Consider the following 22,518-nt stretch of genomic DNA (forward strand, 5'->3'; position numbering starts at 1 on the left):
GTCACTTCCACGTCGTGCCGCCCCCTTTCCTGGCCCTGCCGTCCCCATGAATGCCATCGCCCAGCCTGTAGCAGCCCCGTCCACGCGCGATGCGCGTGATGCCCGCAACGACAAACTGTTCCGATGGGTGCTGGTCGGCACCGTCATCTTCGTCCTGATCGCCCTGGCCTGTGCCGCGCTGTCCATGCTGTGGGGTGGCCGCCATGCCCTGCAGATGCAGGGCCTGAGCTTCTTCTTCTCCTCCGACTGGAATCCGGTCGAAAACAAGTTCGGCGCCCTCGCCCCGATCTACGGCACCCTGGTCACCGCGTTCATCGCGATGGTCATCGCCGTGCCGGTCAGCTTCGGCATCGCCTTCTTCCTCACCGAAGTCGCGCCGCGCTGGCTGCGTGGCCCGGTCGGTACCGCCATCGAACTGCTGGCCGGCATCCCCTCGATCATCTATGGCATGTGGGGCCTGTTCGTGCTGGTGCCGGTGATGACCGAGTACGTCACCCCGTTCCTCAACGAAACCTTGGGCGAATGGCCAATCATCGGCCCGATGTTCCAGGGCCCGCCGCTGGGCATCGGCATGCTCACCGCCGGCTTCGTACTGGCCATCATGGTCATCCCGTTCATCTCCTCGGTGATGCGCGAAGTGTTCCTGACCGTGCCGACCCGCCTGAAGGAATCGGCCTACGCGCTGGGCTCCACCAAGTGGGAAGTGAGCTGGGACATCGTCCTGCCCTACACCCGCTCGGCCGTCATCGGCGGCGTCTTCCTCGGCCTCGGCCGTGCACTGGGCGAAACGATGGCCGTGGCCTTCGTGATCGGCAACAGCGTGCGCCTGTCGCCGTCGCTGCTGGAACCGGGCACCACCATCGCCGCGCTCATCGCCAACGATTTCGGCGAGGCCACTGAAACCTACCGCTCGGCGCTGCTGCTGCTCGGCTTCGTCCTGTTCATCGTCACCTTCGTCGTGCTGGCCATCGCCCGCCTGATGCTGATGCGCCTGTCCCGCAAGGAGGGCAACTGATGTCCACCACCGCTGACTCCCTGTACCTGCGCCGCCGCATCGGCAACGTCATCGCCATCGCGATGTCCTGCGCCACCGCCCTGTTCGGCCTGTTCTTCCTGGGCTGGATCCTGTTCACCCTGGCCTCCAAGGGCCTGGCCGGCATCAATCTTGATCTGTTCACCAAGATGACGCCGCCGCCGATGCAGGCAGGCGGCCTGGCCAATGCCTTCTTCGGCAGCGCGGTGATGTGTGCGCTGGCCATCGGCATCGGTACCCCGCTGGGCGTGCTGGCCGGCACCTGGCTGGCCGAGTACGGCAACGCCCGCAAGGCCGGCACCGTGGTCCGCTTCGTCAACGACATCCTGCTGTCGGCACCGTCCATCGTGCTGGGCCTGTTCGTCTACACCCTGTACGTGATGCAGACCGGCGGCAACTTCTCCGCCTTCGCCGGTGCCCTGTCGCTGGCCTTCATCGTGCTGCCGGTGGTGGTACGCACCACCGACGAGATGCTGCGCCTGGTGCCTTCGCAGATGCGCGAAGCCGCCCTGTCGCTGGGCATCCCGCAGTGGAAGGTGATCGTCCAGGTGCTGTACCGCAGTGCGTCGGCCGGCATCATCACCGGCATCCTGCTGGCCCTGGCCCGCATCTCCGGCGAAACCGCACCGCTGCTGTTCACCGCCTTCGGCAACCAGTACTGGAACAACAACATCTTCCAGCCGATGGCTTCGGTGCCGGTGGTGATGAACCAGTTCGCCGGCAGCCCGTATGAATCCTGGCAGGTGCTGGCCTGGGCCGGTGCCCTGGTGCTGACTGTCTTCGTGTTGCTGGTCAGCCTTGCCGCCCGCGGCATCCTGCTGCGCAACCGTATCTCCCATGACTGACCTTTCCGTGGATAACGCCATGAACGACCTCTCCAACGCCGTGCCCATGCAGCGCATCGCGGTGCCGGCCTCGCACGAGAACCTGCACGCGCCGTCGCCGGTCAAGCTGGCCGCGCGTGGTCTGGACTTCTACTACGACAAGTTCCACGCCCTGAAGGGCATCGACCTGGAGATCCCGGAAAAGCGCGTGACCGCGCTGATCGGTCCCTCCGGTTGCGGCAAGTCGACCCTGCTGCGCATCTTCAACCGCATCTACGCGCTGTACCCGAAGCTGGAAGCGCGTGGTGAGGTGCTGCTGGACGGCGAGAACATCCTGTCGCCGAAGTACCCGATGAACCGCCTGCGCAGCAAGGTGGGCATGGTGTTCCAGAAGCCGGTTCCGTTCCCGATGACCATCTTCGAGAACGTGGCTTACGGCATCCGCCACCACGAAAAACTGAGCAAGGCCGACATGGCCGACCGCGTCGAGCAGGCGCTGCGCCAGGGCGCGCTGTGGGACGAAGTGAAGGACAAGCTGGGGCAGAGCGCACTGGGCCTGTCCGGTGGCCAGCAGCAGCGCCTGTGCATCGCCCGTGCCGTGGCCCTGCGCCCGTCGGTGCTGCTGCTGGACGAGCCGACCTCGGCGCTGGACCCGATCTCGACCAGCCGCATCGAGCAGCTGGTGGAAGAGCTCAAGCACGAGTACACCATCGTCATCGTCACCCACAACATGCAGCAGGCTGCGCGCGTGTCCGACTACACCGCCTTCATGTACCTGGGCGACCTGATCGAGCACGACCGGACTGAAGTGATCTTCTCGCAGCCCTCGCAGCGGCAGACCGAGGATTACATCACCGGTCGCTTTGGCTGAAAGGGCAGTCGAGCATGGCTCGACTCTACAGACAACGCCAGTCGAGCATGGCTCGACTCTACAGAGTGGAACAACCATGAATCTTCCCAACGACCACATCGTCAAGAGCTACGACGAAGAGCAGCAGCGCCTGGTGGCCGAAATCGTGCGCATGGGCGAGATGGCTGTCGCCCAGCTGGAGGCGTCGATGGACGTCATCGAGAAGCGCGACGAGAACGCCGCCCACCGCATCATCGCCAACGATGAAGCCATCGACCAGCTGGAGCAGCAGATCAGCCACGACGTGATGCGCCTGGCCCTGCGTGGCCCGATGGCCCGCGACCTGCGCGAGATCCTGGCCGGCCTGCGCATCCCGGCCGACATCGAACGCATCGGTGACTACGCCGCCAACGTGGCCAAGCGTTCGATCGCGCTGGGCAAGGTGCCGCCGCTGCCGCAGATCCAGGGCCTGCGCGCCCTCGGCCGCCTGGCCGCGCAGCAGGTGCGCCGCGCCATCGCCGCCTACCGCGACAACGACGCCGAAGCCGCCATCGCCCTGCGCCAGGACGACGCCCGCCTGGACGCGCAGTACACCGCGCTGTTCCGCGAGCTGCTGACCTACATGATGGAAGACCCGCGCAACATCACCCCGTGCACCCACCTGCTGTTCATGGCCAAGAACCTGGAGCGCGTGGGCGACCACGCCACCAACATCGCCGAGAACGTGTGGTTCCTGGTGCACGGCGAGCAGCCGCTGCCGCCGCGCGAGAAGCGCGACGAGACGTCCAGCACCGATCACGTCTGATACTGCGCTGCAACAGCGCAAGCGCGTGTGGAGGCCCCTGTCGGCATGACAGGGGCCTTTTTTGTATGCGCGATCCGGGCATTCATCCACGCATGGCGTGGATCTACTGGATACGGTGCTCCTGCCCCCTTCCCGCCTGCGGCAATCCTCACGAAAATTTGAGGTCCCGGCGAGGATTCCTTGAGTAGGATCGCTGCACCATCGTTTCACCCCGGGCGCCCGCCCACCACCCAAGGAGTACGACCGATGAGCAGTTCCAACAAGACCCTGTCCCTGCTGACCGCCACCGCCCTGGCTGCAGGGCTGGGCGTGACTGCCAGTGCTTCGGCCCTGAGCATGACCGACCTTGCCCAGGGCTACCTGGTGGCTGGCCAGGCGGCCAAGGCCGGCGATGCCAAGGCAACCGACGCCAAGGCCGGTGACGCCGCCAAGCATGCCGAGGGCAAGTGTGGTGCCGACGGCAAGAGCGCCGAAGGCAAGTGCGGCGCCGACAAGGGAAAGGCCAAGGCCGGCGCGGGCGCCGAAGCCAAGGCCAAGACCGCCGGCGACAAGAAGGCCGCCGAAGGCAAGTGCGGCGAAGGCAAGTGCGGTGCAAAGCACTGACGCTGCCGCCAGCGTCGTCCACCCACGGCTGCCGCTGCCTGCGGCGGCCGTCGGGCTGGGCCTGCGGCGTGCGCTGCTGCAGGACCTGCACGATGCCCCGGCCGGCGATTTCGACTTCCTGGAGTGCGCGCCGGAAAACTGGATCCACGTCGGTGGCCCGGCCGGCGACGCCCTGGACGAACTGGCCCAGCGCCACCCCTTGACCTGCCATGGCCTGTCGCTGTCGCTGGGCGGCAGCGCCGCGCTGGATACCCAGCTGCTGCAGCAGGTCGGCCGTTTCCTGGAACGCCACCGCGTGCCGCTGTACAGCGAGCACCTGAGTTACTGCAGTGACGACGGCCAGCTGTACGACCTGCTGCCGATTCCCTTCACTGACGAAGCGGTGCGCCATACCGCCGCGCGCATCGCGCGTGTGCAGGACCTGCTCGGCCGCCGCATCGCGGTGGAGAACGTGTCCTACTACCTGGCCCCGCAGCCGGCGATGGACGAACTGGCCTTCACCAACGCGGTGCTGGCCGAGGCCGACTGCGACCTGCTGCTGGACGTCAACAACGTGTACGTCAACGCCTGCAACCATGGCTACGATGCCGACGCCTTCATCGCCGGCCTACCGGCGCAGCGCATCGTCTGCCTGCACGTGGCCGGCCATCTGGACGAGGCGCCCGACCTGAAGATCGATACCCACGGCAGCCCGGTGATCGACCCGGTGTGGGCGCTGCTGGAGCGCAGCTACGCCCGCTTCGGGCCGCGCCCGACCCTGCTGGAACGCGACTTCAACTTCCCGCCCTACGCAGAGCTGCAGGGCGAACTGGGTACCATCCGCCGGCTGCAGGGCACACCGCGCGAGGTCGCCCATGGCTGACGCGCCAGAGCGCCTGCGCGCGCAGCAGCATGCATTCACGGCGCACCTGCGCGACCCGCAGCAGGTGCCTGCCCCCGCCGACCTCGACCCGCGGCGGGTGGCCGTCTACCAGCGGTTGCTGTCCAACAACCTGCTGGGCCTGCTCGGCAACAGTTTCCCGGTCTGTGTGCGCCTGCTCGGCGAAGCGGCCTGGGCCGAGCTGGTCCGCTACTACTTCGCCCATCACCGCGCACGCACGCCGCTGTTCACGGCAGTGTCGGCCGAGTTCGTGCGCTGGCTGCAGGCGCAGCCCGAGCTGCCGCACCCGGCGCTGGCCGAGCTGGCCCACTACGAGTGGGTGGAAACCGATCTGTACCAGCGTGCGGCCGAGCCATTGCCGCCAGCCCCGGGCATCGACCCGCTGCAGGAACCGCTGCGCTGCTCACCGCTGGCCTGGCCGCTGCTGTACGCGTGGCCGGTCCACCGCCTCGGCGCCGATGATGCACCACTCGCTCCGCCTGCCGAACCGACCGGCCTGCTGGTCCGCCGCGATGCCGATGGCGTGGTGCGCTTCGCCCAGCTCAGCCCGTTGGCCGCGCACCTGTTGATCCTGATCGACGAGTCGCCCGGAGCCATCGGCGGAGAGCGGCTGCAGCAGCTGGCCACCCTGCACCACCTCGACGCCGATGCGTTGATCGAACCCGGCACCCGGCTGCTGCAGCAGTTCCTGCAGGCCGGCGTGATCGGCCCGCTGCCCGCCGTGGCGTGATACCCCCAACAAGGAGTTCCCCCCGATGAATACCCTGCCCCTGGCTGCCGTGCGCAGCCAGCTGGATCGCTGCGGCCCGTGGTTGGCGCCGCTGGGCCTGCGCCTGCTGCTCGCATGGGAATACTTCGAGTCCGGCCGCGAGAAGCTGCTGGGCGAGAACTGGTTTGCCGAGCTGCAGGGCGCGTTCCCGTTCCCGTTCGACCTGCTGCCCGCTGGCGTGAACTGGCAGCTGGCGACCTGGTTCGAGCTGGTCGGCGCGGCCTGCCTGCTGTTCGGGCTCGGCACCCGCTTCGCTGCGGCGAGCCTGCTGGTGCTGACCGTGGTGGCCACCTACGCCGTGCACTGGCCGATGCACTGGGGTTCGCTGGGTGATCTGGCGATGGGCTATGCGATCAGCGACCAGGGGTTCGGCAACTTCAAGCTGCCGGTACTGTTCATGGCGATGCTGCTGCCGCTGCTGTGCAACGGCGCCGGCCGCCTGAGTGTGGACGCGTGGATCGCCGGCCGGGCCGCCGCGCCCCGGTAGTCGCCGACCTTGGTTGGCGGTTGTTCCGCATGCCAACCAAGGTTGGCATCCACCGGTCCGGCGGCCATCCCGTTACACGCCGATACGCGCTGAAACCGCGCAAAAGGCCGATTTAATCGCCTATTCATCAAAAAAATCCGATGCTGGATCCGTGGCCTCGATGACCACGTCCTTCCCTCGGAGTTGCCCCATGAAGCGCCTGATTGCCGCCGCCCTTTCGCTGACCCTGCTGGCCACCGCCGTCTCGCCCGCGATGGCCGCTCCCTATGGCGCCGGTGGGCGCGACGACCACCACGGCCACAAGGATCACCACGACGACCGCCGCGATCCGCCCCGTCGCGGCCACAAGCTCGCCCGTGACCACCGCGGCGAGCACGTCCGCGATTATCGCCACCATGGCCTGCACGCCCCCGCCCGCGGCCAGGAATGGCGCAAGGTCGACGGCCGTTACGTGCTGATTGCCGTGGCCACCGGCGTCATCGCCGACGTGGTGCTGGCACGCCGCTGACCCGTGCACAGTGTCCCGGCCATGCGATGCGTGGCCGGGCGCTCAGGGTCGCTCTGCTAGAATCCGCGCATGACTGACCCCACCCCCGCAGCTGACGCCGCCCCTGTTTCCGTAGTTCCGATGGCGCAGCGCGCGATGTCGCAACGCTTCCGCGGCTTCCTGCCGGTGGTGGTGGACGTGGAAACCGGCGGCTTCGACAGCCAGCGCAACGCGCTGCTGGAAATCGCCGCCGTGCCGATCGAGATGGACGAGAACGGCCTGCTCTACCCCGGCCAGACCGCCAGCGCCCACGTGGTCCCCGCCGAAGGGCTGGAGATCGACCCGAAGTCGCTGGAAGTGACCGGCATCATCCTCGACCATCCGTTCCGGCTGGCAAAGGAAGAGAAGGCCGCGCTGGACCATGTCTTCACCCCGGTCCGCGCAGCGATGAAAAAGTACGGCTGCCAGCGCGCGATCCTGGTCGGGCACAACGCCCACTTCGACCTGGGCTTCGTCAATGCTGCCGTGGCCCGCACCGGTCACAAGCGCAACCCGTTCCATCCCTTCAGCGTGTTCGACACGGTCACCCTGGCTGGTATCGCCTATGGGCAGACGGTGCTGGCACGTGCAGCCAATGCCGCCGGCCTGGGCTGGGATGCGAACGAGGCGCACAGCGCGGTGTACGACACCGAGCAGACGGCACGGTTGTTCTGCACCATCGCCAACGCCTGGCCGCGGTAGATCCACACCTGCAGTGCGGGCCAACGGTCCGCACCCATCAACCAGATGGCGATTACCCGATGCTCGTGCGGTCGCGGCCGTCGCTCTTGGCGCGGTACAGCGCGCGGTCGGCGCGCTGGTACAGCAGCGCCGGGGTGCGGTCGTCATTGGCCAGTTCCACCAGGCCCGCGCTGAAGGTCACGCGCAGGCCCTTCACCCCGGCCCAGTCCGGATGGTCATGGAACAGGCCGCGCAGGCGCGCGCAGACCTGCGCCGCTTCTTCCAGGCGCGTGTCGTTGAGCAGCAGCGCGAACTCTTCGCCACCGGTACGCGCCGGCAGGTCCGAATCCCGGCAGGCTGCGGCGATCACCTCGGCCACTTCCTTCAGCACCAGGTCGCCGATGCTGTGGCTGTAGGTGTCGTTGACGTACTTGAAATGATCGATATCCAGCACCACCAGGCTCAACGGATGGCCGCTGCGCTGCGAGCGGGCGAAATCGCGCGACAGCGTCTCGTCGAAGCCGCGACGGTTGGCCAGGCCGGTCAGCGCATCCTCGCGGGCCTGCCGCTCGAACGCCTCGGCCTGCCGCGCCAGGCGCTCGGCCAGCTCGGTCTTTTCCTGGTTCAGCGCCTGCAGATGCACGGTCTGCGCCTGCAGGTCGAAGGTTGCTTCATCCACCCGCCGGGCCAGGCGCAGGTTGCTGGCCTTGTACTGCTGCAGCAGGAACCGGTACAGCGCCACCAGCGCAGCCAGCAGCAGCAGGCCGATCAGCGCCTGCACGCTGTGCCGCTGCCACCAGAACGGCTGCACGGTGAAACTCCACACCGCTTCCTGCTGGCCCCAGGCACCGCCCGGGTGCGAGGCCGCCACGTGCAGGGTGTAATCACCCGGCGGCAGGCCGACGAACTCGACGCTGCGCTGGGGGCCACGCTCGACCCAGCCGGCGTCCAGGCCTTCCAGCCGTGTGCGGTAACGGATGCGGTCTGACATCAGGTAGCTGAGGCCGACGAAGCTCACCGCCAGCCGGCGCCCGCCGGGAATCAGGTTTCGCTCGGGACCTTCCCAAAGCACCGGCGCGCCATCGACCTGCACGTTCTCGATCGCCGCCGGCGGCGCCGGGCGTTCGCGGAAGCGCTGCAGGCGCTGCGGGTCCACCGTGCTCAGGCCACCAGCGGTAACCACCCAGAAGCTGCCATTCTGGCGCAGGATCGCCGAGGGCCCGGAACTGCCATTGGCCTGCGCGTTGGCCATGCCGTCGATCTCGTTGTAGCGCTCCACGGTCACTCGCGGCGCGCGCCCGTCGGCCACGGCGTTCAAGGTCGCCATGTCGGTGCGCAGCACGCCGCGGTTGCTGCTGATCCACACATTCCCCAGCCGGTCGGGCACCAGCTGGAACACGGTGTCGACCGGCATGCCCTGCTCCAGGCCGACCCGGGACAGGCGATCCTTGTACCAGCGGTACAGGCCACGGTCGCTGCTGATCCACATCGCGTCGCCGATCTGGTGGAAGCCGAACACGCTGCGGCCGCCGCCCGTTGGTGCCAGATCGATGGACTGCACATGGTCGCCGCGCAGCACGCGGATGCCCTCGATGGTACCGATCCACAGGTTGCCCTGATGGTCGTGTTCCAGCGCTGTGATCAGACCGCCCGGCATGCCGGGTACGTCGGACACATGCACGCGTTCCCCCTCGATGCGTACCACCCCCTTCTGTGTGCCCGCCCAGACCACGCCGGCTGGATCGATGCTGATCGCGCGGATGTTGCCGCCCGGCATCCCATCGGCCGCATCGTAGTTGTGGCGCAGGCTGCCATCGGCGCGCAGGCGGTAGACGCCGTCGCCGAAGGTGCCCACCCAGAGATCACCCTCAGGGCCTTGGGCCAGGCTGAGGACCGACGGCGCCTTGCCACCGCGGTTGTGCAGCGGCATCGGCCGGAAGCGGCCATCGGCGGTCTGCTGGTCCAGACCGCTGGCGCTGCCCACCCACAACCGGCGGTCGCGGTCCTCGAACACGGTGCGCACGTAGTCACCGCTCAGGCCATCGCGCTCGGTGTAGCTGCTGAACAGCGTTTCGCGAAGGCGGTACAGGCCGCCGTTGGCGCCGACCCAGATGCTGCCCTCGGCGTCCTCGCGCAGGCTCACCACCCGACCGCCGGGCAGGTTCAGGCCGGCCGGCAGGCGCTCCAGTCCGTGGCTGGAGATGCGCAGCAGGCCCTGGTTCTCGGTACCCAGCCAGATGTCGCCGTGGCGGTCCTGCAGCATCGCGGTCATGTGCAGCTGCCCCGGCAGGCTGTGCACCAGCACCAGGCGGTCATCCTCGACCCGGTACAGGCGCTCGCCGGCCACGATCCACAGCGCGCCATCGGGTGCGCGATAGGGCCAGGTCAGGCCCTTGTCCACGCCCCAGCCGGCCGGCGCGCGCTTGAGCTCACCATCGTTGTCGCGCAACACCAGGCCATCGAGGGTGCCGATCCAGACCCGGTCCTGGGCGTCGACCACCAGCTTGGTGAAGCTCATCGCCAGCGGCAGGTCCGGCGGCGGCGGCTGGTAGACGATGCCGGTTTCGGGGGTCAGGTAGGCGATGCCCTTGCCTTCGTACAGCAGCCACAGACGCCCTTGGCTGTCCATCTGCATCGATTGGATCAGCACTTCCGGGGTGTTGGCCTGGTGCTCCCAGACACGCCACTGGCCGGCGCTGCTGCGGTAGGTCACGTTGCCGCGCGAATCACTGATCCACAGCCCGCCCTGGCGGTCGACCAGCAGCGCGCCGATGCCGTTGTCGCGCAGGCCCGGCCGCGTGCTGCGGTCAAACACGGTGAAATCCAGGCCGTTGTAGCGCACCAGGCCTTCCCAGGTGGCGAACCACAGGTGGCCTTCGGGGGTCTGGGCGATGTCGCGCAGCGAGTTGTGCGGCAGGCCGTTGCGCGAGGTCCACACGTCGATGGCGTAATCGCGCAGCGGCGGCGCGACGGTCTGCGCCGCCAGCGGCGACGCCAGCAGCAGCAACAGCCACAGCACACCGAGCCGCAACAGGCGACCGATGTGGTGTTCCGGGTGGCGCCCCGCCAGGCGCCTGCCAGCCCCCTGACCGCCCATTACTGCAACGGCAGCGGCCAGGTGCGGTTGCCGCGCAGGGCGACAGGCAGGAGCAGGAACAGCCGGGCGGCACGGGGCCGCGCGCCGGTGTGAACAGGCTGGCTCATCGCGGGAACTGTGGGGAGATTGGGCGAATGATAGGCCAAACACCCCCCTCGGCGTCACCGCGGCGTGAAAGCCGTGGTTTCAGCCGGGGTCAGACCCCTTCCACCGATGGCACAAGGGATCTGACCCCAGGCCGTACGGGGTCGGATCCCTCTGCGCACGCAGAGGGCTCTGACCCCAGCTATCCGGGCACCCGACTCAGCGCCCGGCCACCGGGCTGCCCGCCGGCCACTGCACCACCGCTTCCAGCCCGCCCTCGGGACGGTTGCGCAGCCACAGCCGGGCGCCATCCTTCTCGGCCAGCGCGCGGGCGATGGTCAGGCCCAGGCCGGCGCCGCCGGTCTGCCGCGAGCGCGAGGTTTCCACCCGCACGAAGGGATCGAACACCGCTTCGAGCTGGTCATCGGCCAGCCCCGGGCCGTCGTCGGCCACCACCACGGTGATGCCACCGCCGCTGCTGTCCACCCGCACCCGCACCCGCTCGGCATACATCACCGCGTTGTCCACCAGGTTGGAGAACAGGCGGTGCATGGCCAGCGGCCGCAGCATCAGCACTGCGCCACTGGCGCCTTCGAAAGCCACGTCGGCGCCCGCCTCGGCGGTGTCCTCGACGATGCTCTCCAGCAGCGAATCCAGGTCGAGGGCAGCGCGCTGTTCGGCACTCTCGGCACTGCGGGCCAGTTCCAGGCCTTCGCGCACCAGTGCCTGCATGGCCGCGAGGTCGCCGATCAGGCGCTCGCGCAGGATCTCGTCGGTCACGTTTTCCAGGCGAAGGCGCAGCCGGGTCAGCGGCGTCTGCAGGTCGTGGGTGATCGCCGCCAGCATCTGCGTGCGTTCGGCCAGGTGCCGCTGCAGCCGCTGCTGCATGGCGTTGAAGGCTTCGGCGGCGCGCTGTACTTCGCGCGGGCCACGCAGCGGCAGCGGGTCGCGCTGCAGGTCGTCGCCCAGTTCCTCGGCGGCCGAGGCCAGTTCCTGCAGCGGCGCGCTGGCCATGCGCGAAACGATGTAGGCCAGCACGGCGATCGCCAGCACCAGCAGGGTCAGGAACAGCGGGTCGACGGCCAGCACGCCGTTGTGCGCCACCGCCGGCGAATCCAGTGCCAGCTTCAGCGAGGTGCCATCGCTGAGGACCACGTCCACGGCCCGGCACTTGGGCGGAATGAAGGACGGATCGCGTTCGCGCGGCGGGCGCCGGTGGCCCGGCGGTGGCGGCGGCAGCAGTTCCTGCAGCTTGGGGATGCACGAGCGGAACGAGGCGAAGTGCACATGGGCGCGCGCCACCGGTCCGGGGCGGTCATCAAGCACTTCCATCAACGCCGTATCGACGCGGCCCAGGCGTGCGCCGGGCTGCAGCGCGCGCACGCTCGGCCCGCCCATCTCCAGCAGGCGGTCACGCAGCTCCGGGTTGCCGTCGAGCAGGTTGACGTACCCCTGCAGGCGGTCGGCGATGCGGTTGAGGTTCTGCCGCTCGAATTCCTGCTGGCGCTTGGACGTGGCCAGCATGGTCGCGCCGATCGCGGCCACCGACATGCCCAGCAGCAGGATCACGAACAGCCGCCCCACCATCGAGGACAGGAAGTGGCGCAGGCGCTTCATCACGGCTTATTCCAGATTGACGGCCGAGGCCAGTACATAGCCTTCGTTGCGTACGGTCTTGATCAGGCCATCGGGCCCACCATCGTCGGCCAGCTTGTTGCGCAGCCGGCTGACCTGCAGGTCGATCGCGCGGTCCTGCGCCTCGTAGTTGCGGCCGCTGCTGAGCGCCACCAGCTGTTCGCGAGAGAGCACCTTGTTGGCGTGCGCGATGAACACCCGCAGCAGGCGGAATTCGGCGCCGGACAGCACCACCACGCGGCCATCGGGGTCGACCAGGTGGCGGTGTTCCAGATCGAAGATCCAGCGCGAGAAGCGCGCGCGGCGCACCGCCAGCGGCTCCAGGTTGGCCGGCAGCGCCTCGGTCCGGCGCAGCACGTTGCGGATGCGCGCCAGCAGCTCGCGCGGCTCGAACGGCTTGGCCAGGTAATCGTCGGCGCCCATTTCCAGGCCCAGCACGCGGTCGATCGGCTCGGCGCGTGCGGTGAGCATGATCACCGGCGTGTTCGAGCGCGCGCGCAGGTCGCGGCACAGGGTCAGGCCATCCTCGCGCGGCAGGTTGAGGTCGAGCACGATCAGGTCCACGTGCTCGCGCTCCAGCAGCTGTCGCATGCTGGTGCCATCGGCCGCGGTGCTGACCAGGTAGCCGGCGCGGCCGAGCTGTTCGGCCAGCAGGGTGCGGATGTCATTGTCGTCGTCGACGATCAACAGGCGATGCATCGGGTTTTCAGTCTCCATGTCGCGATTTTCCCGTGTCGGGAGCTGAACCGCATCCTGTCCAATGCGTACCACTGTATCCACGCCGGGGCCGGATACCTGCAGTTACGCGTTTCGGCCGACAGTGTTACACACAGACACACCCCGAGGATTGAGCCTGCCTGCGCCCGATCTTCACAATGCCCACCAATGCCGCTGCGGCGGCCTGCCCGAGTGAAGCCCGCACGTGATCTCCCGCCTGTTGCCCGCGACCCGCCGGGGTCGTCTGATCGTGATTGTCCTGCTTGTCGTCATTGCTGCCGCGTGCGCCTGGTGGCTGCTGCGCAAGCCCGCCGCCCCGGCCCTGGCCACCAGCCCGGTCAGCCGCGGCGACATCGAACAGACGGTGGAAGCCACCGGCGTGATCGATGCCTACAAGCTGGTCAGCGTCGGTGCGCAGGCCTCGGGCCAGATCAAATCGCTGAAGGTGCAGCTGGGCGATACGGTGAAGGAAGGTGATCTGATCGCCGAGATCGACGCCACCACCCAGCAGAACCAGGTGCTTAACGCGCAGGCCTCGCTGGACCAGGTGATCGCCCAGCGCGCCGTGCAGCAGGCCAGCCTGCGCCAGGCCGAGCTGGACTTCGCCCGGCAGAAGGAGATGCTGGCCGCCGAGGCGACCTCGCGGCAGGAATACGATGCCGCCGAGGCCACGCTGAAGACCGCCCGCGCCCAGCTGCAGTCGTACGAGGCGCAGATCAAGGGCCGCGAGACCGAACTGGGTACCGCCCGCGCCAACCTGGCCTACACCCGCATCACCGCGCCGATGGACGGCACCGTGGTCGCGGTGGTGGCCGAGGAAGGCCGCACGGTGAATGCCAACCAGACCGCGCCGACCATCGTCATGCTGGCGCGCCTGGACGTGGTTACCGTCAATGCCGAAGTCTCCGAGGCTGACGTGGTCAAAATCAAGGCCGGCATGCCGGTGTACTTCACCACCCTGGGCGACCCGGACCGCAAGTACCACGCCACGCTGCGCCAGATCAATCCGGCGCCGTCGTCCATCGCCAACGAAAGCTCGTCCAGTTCCAGCAGCTCGTCCAGCTCCAGCTCCAGCAGCGCGGTCTACTACAACGCCCTGTTCGACGTGGAAAACCCCGATGGCACCCTGCGCATCGACATGACCGCGCAGGTCTCGGTCCTGCTGCAGCAGGCCAAGGGCGCGCTGCTGGTGCCGGCCGTGGCGCTGGGCCCGAAGACGCGTGACGGCGAGCGCGTGGTGCGCGTGGTCAACGAACAGGGCCAGCCGCAGCCGCGCAAGGTCAAGGTCGGCATCAACAACGGCGCCTCCGCGCAGATCCTGTCCGGGCTGAAGGAAGGTGAGCGCGTGGTGGTCGGCGAAGGCGGTGCGGCCGCAGCCGGCAGCGGCACCGGCAACCGCGGCAGCGGCGCGATGCGCATGGGCCCGCCCGGTGGCATGGGTCCGCGCCGATGAGCACGACGGCGCCCCTGCTGCGCCTGCGTGACCTGCGCCGTGAATTCCCGGCCGGCGAGGATGTCATCGCCGTGCTGCGCGACGTCAACCTGGACATCCATGCCGGTGAGATGGTCGCCATCGTCGGCCAGTCCGGCTCGGGCAAATCGACGCTGATGAACATCCTCGGCTGCTTGGACCGCCCGACGCGCGGCAGCTACCAGGTGGCCGGCCGCGAAACCGGAAAGATGGAGCCGGACGAGCTGGCCGAGCTGCGCCGCGGGCATTTCGGTTTCATCTTCCAGCGCTATCACCTGCTGGGCGACCTCGATGCACGTGGCAACGTCGAAGTGCCGGCGGTATATGCCGGCAGCCCCGGGCCGATCCGCAACGCGCGCGCCGAGCAGCTGCTGCAGCGGCTGGGCCTGCACGACCGCATGCACCACAAGCCGGGCCAGCTGTCCGGCGGCCAGCAGCAGCGCGTGTCGATCGCGCGCGCGCTGATGAACGGCGGCGAGGTGATCCTCGCCGACGAACCGACCGGCGCGCTGGACACGAAATCCGGTGAGGAAGTGATGGCCATCCTCGGCGAGCTGCATGCCGAAGGCCACACCATCATCATCGTCACCCACGACATGAGCGTGGCCGAGCACGCCCAGCGCATCATCGAGATCCGCGACGGCGAGATCATCGCCGACCGCGCCAATCCAAAGGCGCCGGACTACCGTGCGCAGCGCCAGCCCAGCGCCGACGTCGCCCATGGCAGCAGCTGGCGCGCGGCCCGCGACCGCTTCACCGAAGCGTTCCGGATGGCGCTGCTGGCGATGAACGCCCACCGTCTGCGCACCTTCCTGACCATGCTCGGCATCATCATCGGCATCGCCTCGGTGGTGTCGGTGGTGGCGCTGGGCAACGGCTCGCAGCAGCAGATCCTGCAGAACATCAGCGCGCTGGGCACCAACACCATCGATGTCTACCCCGGCCGTGGCTTCGGTGACATGCGCTCGGCGCGCGTGCAGACCCTGAAGGCCACCGACGCCGATGCGCTGTCGCAGCAGAGCTACGTGGACAGCGCTACACCCAGCGTGTCGACCTCGGTCACCGCGCGCTACCGCAACCAGTCGGCGACGGCACAGATCAGCGGCGTCGGCGAGCAGTATTTCCGGGTGAAGGGTGTAACCCTGCTCGACGGCAGCTTCTTCGACACCGATGCGATCCGCGGCCTGGCGCAGGTGGGGGTGATCGACGAGAACACGAAGACCCAGTTCTTCCCCGACAGCGACCCGATCGGCCAGGTGATCCTGCTGGGCAACGTGCCGGTGCGCGTGGTCGGCGTAGCCAAGAAGCAGAGCTTCGGCTTCGGTGGCAGCACCAGCCTGGGCGTGTTCGTGCCGTACACCACGGTGATGTCGCGCATGCTGGGGCAGAGCTTCGTCTCCAGCATCACCGTGCGCGTCAACGATGAAACACCGATGGATGCCGCACAGGAAGCCATCACCCGGCTGCTGACCCTGCGCCACGGCACCGAGGATTTCTTCCTCAGCAACAGCGCCGAGATCCGCGAGACCATCGAACAGACCACGCGCACGATGACCCTGCTGATCGGCGCCATCGCCGCCATCGCCCTGCTGGTCGGCGGCATCGGCGTGATGAACATCATGCTGGTGTCGGTGACCGAACGTACCCGCGAGATCGGCGTGCGCATGGCCGTGGGTGCGCGGCAGAGCGACATCCGCCAGCAGTTCCTGATCGAAGCGGTGCTGGTGTGCCTGATCGGCGGCCTGCTCGGCATCGGCCTGGCACTGCTGCTGGGCGTACTGATCGGCCACTTCTCCAGCAATTTCCAGGTGGTGTTCTCGACTGCCTCGATCATCGCCGCGTTTGCCTGCTCGACCCTGATCGGCGTGGCGTTTGGATTCCTGCCGGCACGCAATGCCGCCCAGCTCGACCCGGTGGAGGCCCTGGCCCGCGAATGAAGATGATGACCCGACTGACCTCCCCTGCCCCTTCGCGCCTGCTGCTGGCCGGCGCCGTGCTGCTCGCCCTGTCCGGCTGCGCCTCGGTGGGCCGCTACCCGACCGAAGACCCGGCCGTGGCCGCGACCTATGGCCGTGGCGATGCCACCCTCAACGCGCCGGCCGATGACCCGCGCAGCAGCCTGGACACCCCGGGCCGCGACGTCCGCCAGGACACCTGGTGGACCGGCTTCGGTGACGAGCGACTGGACCGCCTGGTGGCGCAGGCCCTGGCCGCCAACAGCGACCTCGGTGCCGCCGGCCTGGCCGTGCAGCGCGCCCGCCTGCAGGCCGGCCTGGCCAGCAACGCGCTGTGGCCGCAGCCGTCATCGTCCGGCGTCAGCGCCAGCGGCAGCCGCCCGACCGACCAGGCCGCCGACTGGAGCCGCGGCTATTCCACCGGCGTGTCGCTGTCGTGGGAGGTGGACCTGTGGGGCCGCCTGCGCACCGCGCGCGACATCGCCCGCTGGGAAGCCCAGGCCAGCGAGGAGGACCGGCAGAACACCGCCCTGCTGGTGATCGGCGACACGATCAGCCAGTACTGGGCGCTGGCCTACCTCAACCAGTCCATCGCCAGCGGCGAGGCCAACCTGCAGCGCCTGGAGCGCACCCGCGACCTGGTGCAGGCCCGCTTCGACGCCGGTGCGGTGTCGCGGCTGGAAGTGCGCCAGGCGCTGCAGAACCTGGAATCGCAGCGTTCGGCGCAGAGCGCGCTGGAACAGCAGCGGGTGGAAGTACGCAACGCATTGACCGTGCTGCTGGATGGCACGCCGTGGCCGCAGCAGGACGAGCCGCAGGACCTGCAGGCCGCGCGCAGCCCGGGCATCGACGAAGGCCTGCCGGCCGACCTGCTGGGCCGCCGCCCCGACCTGCGCGCGGCCGAACTGCGCCTGCGCAACAGCCTGAAGACCATCAAGGTGACCGCCACCCAGTACTACCCGGCGCTGAGCCTGACCGGCAGCCTCGGCTCCAGTGCGACCTCGCTGGGGGATGTGCTGCGCAACCCGGTGGCCACGCTCGGCGCCGGGCTGTCGCTGCCCTTCCTCAACCTGCAGCGTGCGCAGCTGGACACCGACATCGCCGGTACCGCCTACCAGATCGCCGCGACCAACTTCCGCAAGACGCTGTACACCGCGCTATCGGAAGTGGACAACGCGCTGTCGGCGCGCGAGCAGCTGGCGCGCCAGGTGGCCGCTTCGCAGGCATCGTATGACCAGGCCGTGGAAGTGGAGCGCGCGCAGGAAGTGCGCTACCGGGTGGGTGCCACCGACCTGCGGACCTGGCTGGAAGCACAGCAGACCCGGCGCGATGCCGAGCTGTCGCTGGCGCGTGTGCGGCAGAGCCAGCTGAACAACGACGTGACCCTGTTCAAGGCGCTGGGCGGCAGCGCGGGGTAAGGCTCCATGGGATGGCGGGGTGCACCGCTCTGGCAGGTGTCGACCTTGGTCGACACGCGACTGCTGTAGAGCCGAGCCCATGCTCGGCTGTCGCATGCCGCGCGGCCACGTCGTCCCGATCAGAAAGCAGCCGAGCATGGGCTCGGCTCTACAAAACCGTCAGCCGATCAACCGCGCTGGCGCACGGCCTCGAACAGGCTGACGCCCGCGGCGACGGAGACGTTCAGGCTCTCGATCTCGCCCGGCATCGGAATCTTGACCAGGCCATCGCAGTTCTCGCGGGTCAGGCGGCGCAGGCCATCGGCTTCACCGCCCAGCACCAGCGCGATGTTGCCCTTCAGGTCCAGCTGGTACAGCGAAGCGGTGGCCTCACCGGCCAGGCCGTAGATCCAGACGCCCTGCTTCTGCAGGTCCTTCAGGCAACGCGACAGGTTGGTCACCGCCACCACGGGGATGAGGTCGGCGGCGCCGGCCGAGGTCTTGCGCACAGTCGCATTGACCGTGGCCGACTTGTCCTTGGGAATGATCACGGCGGTGGCACCGGCCGCGGCGGCCGAGCGCAGGCAGGCGCCCAGGTTGTGCGGGTCCTGCACTTCGTCCAGCACCAGCAGCAGGGCCTTGCCCTCGGCAGCGGTGACCAGGCCTTCCAGCTCGTTCTCGCTGTAAGTGCGGGCTGCGGCATAGCGCGCGGCCACACCCTGGTGGCGCACCGAACCGCCGACACCGTCCAGCGCCTGGCTGTTGACCTTGCGCACGTCGATACCCTTGCGGCGGGCATTTTCCTCGATTTCGACCAGGCGCGGGTTCTTCGCACCGGCCTCGACCAGCACTTCGCGGACATTGTCGGCGTCGTTCTCGATGGAGGAAGCGACGGCGTTGACGCCGACGATCCACTGGCTGTTCTTGCTCATGCGGGGGCCGAACCGGAAAGGGGGTGGCTATGGTAGAGCATCGGCGCCGGCCGCGCTGCGCGCTCGCCGGGCATGGCCCGGCGCTACCCGCCGTTCATCCTTCGGCTGAACGGCTGCGCGGCGGCCAGTGCGGGGTGTCGTGGTCGGGGTGCTGGTGGGACACGATCGTGGCCAGGAACTCCAGCGCCGCGACGTCCTCTTCGGTGCGGCTGCCCGGCAACAGGCGCAGGCCATCCACGAAGGGCAGCTTGCGCTCCATGCCGTACTGCAGGGTGGGCGGCAGGCGTTCGGGTTCGTCGAAGGCGCCGGCAGCCACGGCCATGCCGTCCGGGGCCTCGTAGGTCAGCGGGGTGCCGCAGTCAGCGCAGAAGCCACGGCGGACCACGTTGGAGGACTGGAAATAGCGCGGCTGGCCGCGGGTCCAGCTGAACTGCGCGCCGCGCACCGAGACCAGCGGCGCGTAGTAGGCGCCGAACGCCTTCTGGCACATCCGGCAATGGCAGATCGAGCTGTCGGTGAGGGCGCCGCGCGCCTCGAAGCGGATGGCGCCGCACTGGCAGCCGCCGCGGTACTCGGGTTGGCCTTGCATGCTGGGTTCCTCCGGAACGTCGTGCCAACCAAGGTTGGCACCTACCGGGTGAGGAATGTGCCAACCAAGGTTGGCATCTACCAGGTCCGGCAGGTGCCGACCGTTGGTCGGCACGCCTTTCAATACTGCTTCTTTTCGCGCTTGGCCGGCTTGCCGCGTTCCGGCAGCGGCGGCAGGCCATCGCCCTCGTCCTCGCCCTTGTGTTCGACCAGGCGGAAGTCGATCTTGCGCTCCTCCATGCTGGCCTTCAGCACCAGGATGCGCACGCGGTCGCCCAGCCGGTAGCTGCTGCCGCGGCGTTCGCCGGTCAGCGTCTTGCGCGTGGCGTCGAACTTGTAATAGTCCTGCGGCAGCTGGGTCACATGGACCAGGCCCTGCACCTTGGAATCATCCAGCTCCACGAACAGGCCGAAGCTGGTGACGCCGCTGATCACGCCGTCGAACTGGCCGCCCACGTGCTTTTCCATCCACGCCGCGCGGTAGCGCTCGTCGACCTCGCGCTCGGCCTCGTCGGCACGACGCTCGCGCTCGGAACACTGCAGCGCCAGCGCGGCCATCTCGCGGGCGTTGTAGGTGAACTTGTCCAGCGGCTTGCCGGACAGCGCGTGCTTGATCGCACGGTGCACCAGCAGGTCGGGATAACGACGGATCGGCGAGGTGAAGTGCGCGTACGCCTCCAGGGCGAGGCCGAAGTGACCATTGTTGTCCGGGCTGTAGACCGCCAGGCTCTGGCTGCGCAGCAGCACCGATTCCAGCAGCGTTGCATCGGGACGGTCGCGGATCTTCTTCAGCAGCTTGGTGTAGTCGCCCGGGCGCACCTTCGACCACGGCGGCAGGCTCAGCTTGAACTCCTTGAGGAATTCCAGCAGGTCGGCGAACTTGGTCTCCGGCGGCTTCTCGTGGACGCGGTACGGGGCCGGCACATGGCGCGACAGCAGGTACTTGGCCGCCTCCACGTTGGCCGCGATCATGCATTCCTCGATCAGCTTGTGCGCATCGTTGCGCACCAGCATGCCGGCCTGGGTCACTTCGCCACGGTTGTCCAGCACGAAGCGCACTTCACTGCTTTCAAACTCGATGGCACCGCGCTTGGCACGCGCCTTGGACAGCACCTTGTACAGCTGGTGCAGGCGCTGCACCTGCGGCAGCAGCGGGCCCATCCACGCCTTGGTATCGGCATCGTCCTCGCCCACCGCCTTCCACACCTGGGTGTAGGTCAGGCGCGCGTGCGAGTTCATCACCGCTTCGTAGAAGCGCGAATGGCTGACCACGCCGTCGCGGTCGATCTGCATGTCGCAGACGAAGCACATGCGGTCGACCTTGGGCATCAACGAGCAGATGCCGTTGGACAGGGTCTCCGGCAGCATCGGCACCACGAAGCCCGGGAAGTACACCGACGTGGCACGCTTCTGCGCTTCCTCGTCCAGCGGCGTGCCGGGGCGCACGTAGTTGGAGACATCGGCAATGGCCACCACCAGGCGGAAGCCATCGGCATTCGGTTCGCAGTAGACCGCGTCGTCGAAGTCCTTGGCATCCTCACCGTCGATGGTCACCAGCGGCGTGCTGCGCAGGTCGACGCGGTCGCCGATCATCGCCGGCTCGACCACCATCGGCACCGAAGCGGCCTCGTCCAGCACATCCTGCGGGAACTCGAACGGCAGTTCGTGGCCGTGGATGGCGGTCTCCACCACCAGCGAGGCGGTCAGCTTGTCGCCCAGCACGGCGATGATGCGGCCGATCGGCGGGCGACGGCTGTCCGGTGCCTGGGTCAGTTCGCAGACCACCAGCTGGCCGTCGCGCGCGCCACCGGTCTGGTCCGGCGGTACCTGCACGTTGCGCTGGATGCGCTTGTCATCGGGCACTACGTAATTGATGCCCATTTCAATGCTGAAGCGACCGATCAGGCGGGTCATGCCGCGTTCGAGCACGCGGGCGATGCTGCCTTCGCGGCGGCCACGGTGGTCGATACCGGTCACGCGGGCCAGCACCTTGTCGCCGTGCATCACCTTGCGCATTTCATACGGCGGCAGGAACAGATCGTCGCCGCCCTCGAGCGGGCGCAGGAAGCCGAACCCTTCCGGGTTGGCGATCACCACGCCGGTAACCAGATTCAGGGTCCGGATCGGCGCGAAGCCGCCGCGGCGGTTCTGCACCAGCTGGCCATCACGGACCATGGCGCCGAGCCGGCGCGACAGTGCCTCGGCACGGTCGGCTGCGGTCAAGCCCAGGCGCGCGCCCAGCTCTTCGGCGGTCTGCGGCCCTTCGCAGCGTTCCAGCAGGGCCAGGATGGCCTCGCGGCTGGCGATAGGCTGTTCGTACTTCTCTGCTTCGCGGGCGGCATAGGGATCGTCGATCACCTTGCCGGTCGGCGGCAGCTTGCGGCCCGGGGCCGGGCCCGGTGCGGCGGCATCCATGCCGCGGCCCTTGCGGCCGCGCGGCGGTGCACCGCCTTCATTCATTTCAGGGAGCCAGCCCGGCAACGGCTTGCCCGGCTTGTTAGTGCGGGCTGCGCCCGCCTTGGCGCCCTTGGTCGGGGCCTGGCTGCGGGACTTGCTCCCGCCTTTGCTTGGTTTTTTGGTAGTCATCGCCCTACATGGTAGCCGTTGCGGGCGTGCAGAACGGGTCAGGGGCGGATTCTGGAATTGCCGCGTGAACTATTTGTTGGAAATCGTTGACAGCCTGCGGATTCATCTTCACAATTGCGCCTCTGGAACGCCCAGGTGGCGGAATTGGTAGACGCACTAGTTTCAGGTACTAGCGGGTAAAACCGTGGAGGTTCGAGTCCTCTCCTGGGCACCAACGAAAAAACTCCTCGCTTCGGCGGGGTTTTTTTTTGCCTGTAATCCAGCAGCGGGGTCGGATCCCTTTCCAGAGGAAAGGGCTGTGACCCCATCGCGAGATTGGTTTTCGAGAAGTGTTGACACCCCGGCAACAACACCCCATAATCTCGCTCCTCGACGCCCAGGTGGCGGAATTGGTAGACGCACTAGCTTCAGGTGCTAGCGGGGGCAACTTCGTGGAGGTTCGAGTCCTCTCCTGGGCACCACGTCGAGAAAGAAAACAACCCGCGCAAGCGGGTTTTTTCTTGCCTGCGATCTGGGCCACGTAGAGTCGAGCTTGCTCGACTGATTCCGTGCAGAGCAGTCGAGCAAGCAAGAAAATAAGAAGAAGCAGAGCCCGCCA

The 22,518-nt window shown here is 68.0% G+C and carries 19 protein-coding genes and 2 tRNA genes; 15 read left to right on the plus strand and 6 right to left on the minus strand.

The window, feature by feature from the left end; genetic code table 11:
- The first annotated feature begins 46 nt into the window (after positions 1-46).
- The 10 genes from pstC (at position 47) to rnt (ending at position 7,479) form a co-directional block, all read left to right on the plus strand.
- Positions 47-1,015, plus strand: a complete 969-nt coding sequence (gene pstC, locus FJU31_RS11530; RefSeq protein WP_079221293.1) for a phosphate ABC transporter permease subunit PstC — start codon at positions 47-49, stop codon at positions 1,013-1,015.
- Positions 1,015-1,878, plus strand: a complete 864-nt coding sequence (pstA, locus tag FJU31_RS11535) for a phosphate ABC transporter permease PstA (RefSeq protein WP_150454873.1) — start codon at positions 1,015-1,017, stop codon at positions 1,876-1,878. Before pstC ends, pstA begins: the two co-directional genes overlap by 1 nt.
- Before the next feature lie 19 nt (positions 1,879-1,897).
- Entirely contained in the window at positions 1,898-2,728 is an 831-nt protein-coding gene (pstB, locus tag FJU31_RS11540; RefSeq protein ID WP_150454937.1) for a phosphate ABC transporter ATP-binding protein PstB, read from the plus strand.
- A 76-nt stretch (positions 2,729-2,804) separates the two neighbouring features.
- A complete protein-coding gene (gene phoU, locus FJU31_RS11545; RefSeq protein WP_079221290.1) occupies positions 2,805-3,512 on the plus strand; it encodes a phosphate signaling complex protein PhoU in 708 nt (235 codons plus the stop codon).
- 246 nt (positions 3,513-3,758) lie between these two features.
- Positions 3,759-4,115, plus strand: coding sequence for a hypothetical protein (locus FJU31_RS11550; protein ID WP_150454874.1), 357 nt, complete (start codon positions 3,759-3,761; stop codon positions 4,113-4,115).
- Entirely contained in the window at positions 4,102-4,977 is an 876-nt protein-coding gene (locus FJU31_RS11555; protein WP_150454875.1) for an HvfB family MNIO-type RiPP peptide maturase, read from the plus strand. Before FJU31_RS11550 ends, FJU31_RS11555 begins: the two co-directional genes overlap by 14 nt.
- Positions 4,970-5,725, plus strand: a complete 756-nt coding sequence (locus FJU31_RS11560; protein ID WP_150454876.1) for an HvfC family RiPP maturation protein — start codon at positions 4,970-4,972, stop codon at positions 5,723-5,725. Before FJU31_RS11555 ends, FJU31_RS11560 begins: the two co-directional genes overlap by 8 nt.
- Positions 5,726-5,750: 25 nt before the next feature.
- Positions 5,751-6,251 (plus strand): HvfX family Cu-binding RiPP maturation protein, encoded by a 501-nt coding sequence (locus tag FJU31_RS11565; RefSeq protein ID WP_150454877.1) that lies wholly within the window; start codon positions 5,751-5,753, stop codon positions 6,249-6,251.
- A gap of 190 nt (positions 6,252-6,441) precedes the next feature.
- Entirely contained in the window at positions 6,442-6,759 is a 318-nt protein-coding gene (locus FJU31_RS11570) for an RcnB family protein (protein ID WP_150454878.1), read from the plus strand.
- A gap of 120 nt (positions 6,760-6,879) precedes the next feature.
- Positions 6,880-7,479, plus strand: a complete 600-nt coding sequence (gene rnt / locus FJU31_RS11575; RefSeq protein WP_150454938.1) for a ribonuclease T — start codon at positions 6,880-6,882, stop codon at positions 7,477-7,479.
- 52 nt (positions 7,480-7,531) lie between these two features.
- Here the strand turns inward: rnt and FJU31_RS11580 are convergent, their stop codons facing one another.
- The 3 genes from FJU31_RS11580 to FJU31_RS11590 all read right to left on the minus strand — a co-directional run bounded on the left by FJU31_RS11580 (position 7,532) and on the right by FJU31_RS11590 (position 12,991).
- Positions 7,532-10,555 carry a ligand-binding sensor domain-containing diguanylate cyclase gene (locus tag FJU31_RS11580; RefSeq protein WP_246161311.1) on the minus strand — a complete coding sequence of 1,008 codons (3,024 nt, stop codon included), beginning with the start codon at positions 10,553-10,555 and terminating at the stop codon, positions 7,532-7,534.
- Between the two features lie 303 nt (positions 10,556-10,858).
- Entirely contained in the window at positions 10,859-12,256 is a 1,398-nt protein-coding gene (locus tag FJU31_RS11585; protein ID WP_150454879.1) for an ATP-binding protein, read from the minus strand.
- A gap of 6 nt (positions 12,257-12,262) precedes the next feature.
- The gene (locus tag FJU31_RS11590) at positions 12,263-12,991 is read right to left on the minus strand and encodes a response regulator (protein ID WP_079221281.1); all 729 of its coding nucleotides are present in this window, start codon (positions 12,989-12,991) and stop codon (positions 12,263-12,265) included.
- 205 nt (positions 12,992-13,196) lie between these two features.
- On the opposite strand from FJU31_RS11590, the gene FJU31_RS11595 reads away from it, so the two are divergent.
- Genes FJU31_RS11595 through FJU31_RS11605 form a run of 3 tightly spaced genes read left to right on the plus strand, consistent with a single transcriptional unit; the run spans position 13,197 to position 17,835 of the window.
- The gene (locus tag FJU31_RS11595; RefSeq protein ID WP_150454880.1) at positions 13,197-14,444 is read left to right on the plus strand and encodes an efflux RND transporter periplasmic adaptor subunit; all 1,248 of its coding nucleotides are present in this window, start codon (positions 13,197-13,199) and stop codon (positions 14,442-14,444) included.
- On the plus strand, positions 14,441-16,399 hold the full coding sequence (locus FJU31_RS11600; RefSeq protein ID WP_150454881.1) for a MacB family efflux pump subunit: 1,959 nt from the start codon (positions 14,441-14,443) through the stop codon (positions 16,397-16,399). The genes FJU31_RS11595 and FJU31_RS11600 overlap by 4 nt, the downstream gene beginning before the upstream one ends.
- On the plus strand, positions 16,396-17,835 hold the full coding sequence (locus FJU31_RS11605) for an efflux transporter outer membrane subunit (protein WP_150454882.1): 1,440 nt from the start codon (positions 16,396-16,398) through the stop codon (positions 17,833-17,835). The genes FJU31_RS11600 and FJU31_RS11605 overlap by 4 nt, the downstream gene beginning before the upstream one ends.
- A gap of 167 nt (positions 17,836-18,002) precedes the next feature.
- Here FJU31_RS11605 and rlmB read toward each other — a convergent pair whose 3' ends face one another.
- The 3 genes from rlmB to rnr form a co-directional block, all read right to left on the minus strand.
- Complete coding sequence (rlmB, locus tag FJU31_RS11610; protein WP_079221277.1) at positions 18,003-18,746, minus strand: 23S rRNA (guanosine(2251)-2'-O)-methyltransferase RlmB; 744 nt, start codon at positions 18,744-18,746, stop codon at positions 18,003-18,005.
- A gap of 94 nt (positions 18,747-18,840) precedes the next feature.
- A complete protein-coding gene (locus tag FJU31_RS11615) occupies positions 18,841-19,335 on the minus strand; it encodes a GFA family protein (protein WP_150454883.1) in 495 nt (164 codons plus the stop codon).
- A 119-nt stretch (positions 19,336-19,454) separates the two neighbouring features.
- Positions 19,455-21,920, minus strand: coding sequence for a ribonuclease R (gene rnr / locus FJU31_RS11620; RefSeq protein ID WP_150454884.1), 2,466 nt, complete (start codon positions 21,918-21,920; stop codon positions 19,455-19,457).
- A 129-nt stretch (positions 21,921-22,049) separates the two neighbouring features.
- On the opposite strand from rnr, the gene FJU31_RS11625 reads away from it, so the two are divergent.
- Positions 22,050-22,134 (plus strand) — tRNA-Leu (locus FJU31_RS11625).
- 160 nt (positions 22,135-22,294) lie between these two features.
- Positions 22,295-22,381 (plus strand) — tRNA-Leu (locus tag FJU31_RS11630).
- Positions 22,382-22,518 lie beyond the last annotated feature (137 nt).

Origin of the sequence: Stenotrophomonas cyclobalanopsidis (assembly GCF_008710035.1) — a bacterium.
In the GTDB taxonomy this organism is placed as follows: Bacteria; Pseudomonadota; Gammaproteobacteria; order Xanthomonadales; family Xanthomonadaceae; genus Stenotrophomonas; species Stenotrophomonas cyclobalanopsidis.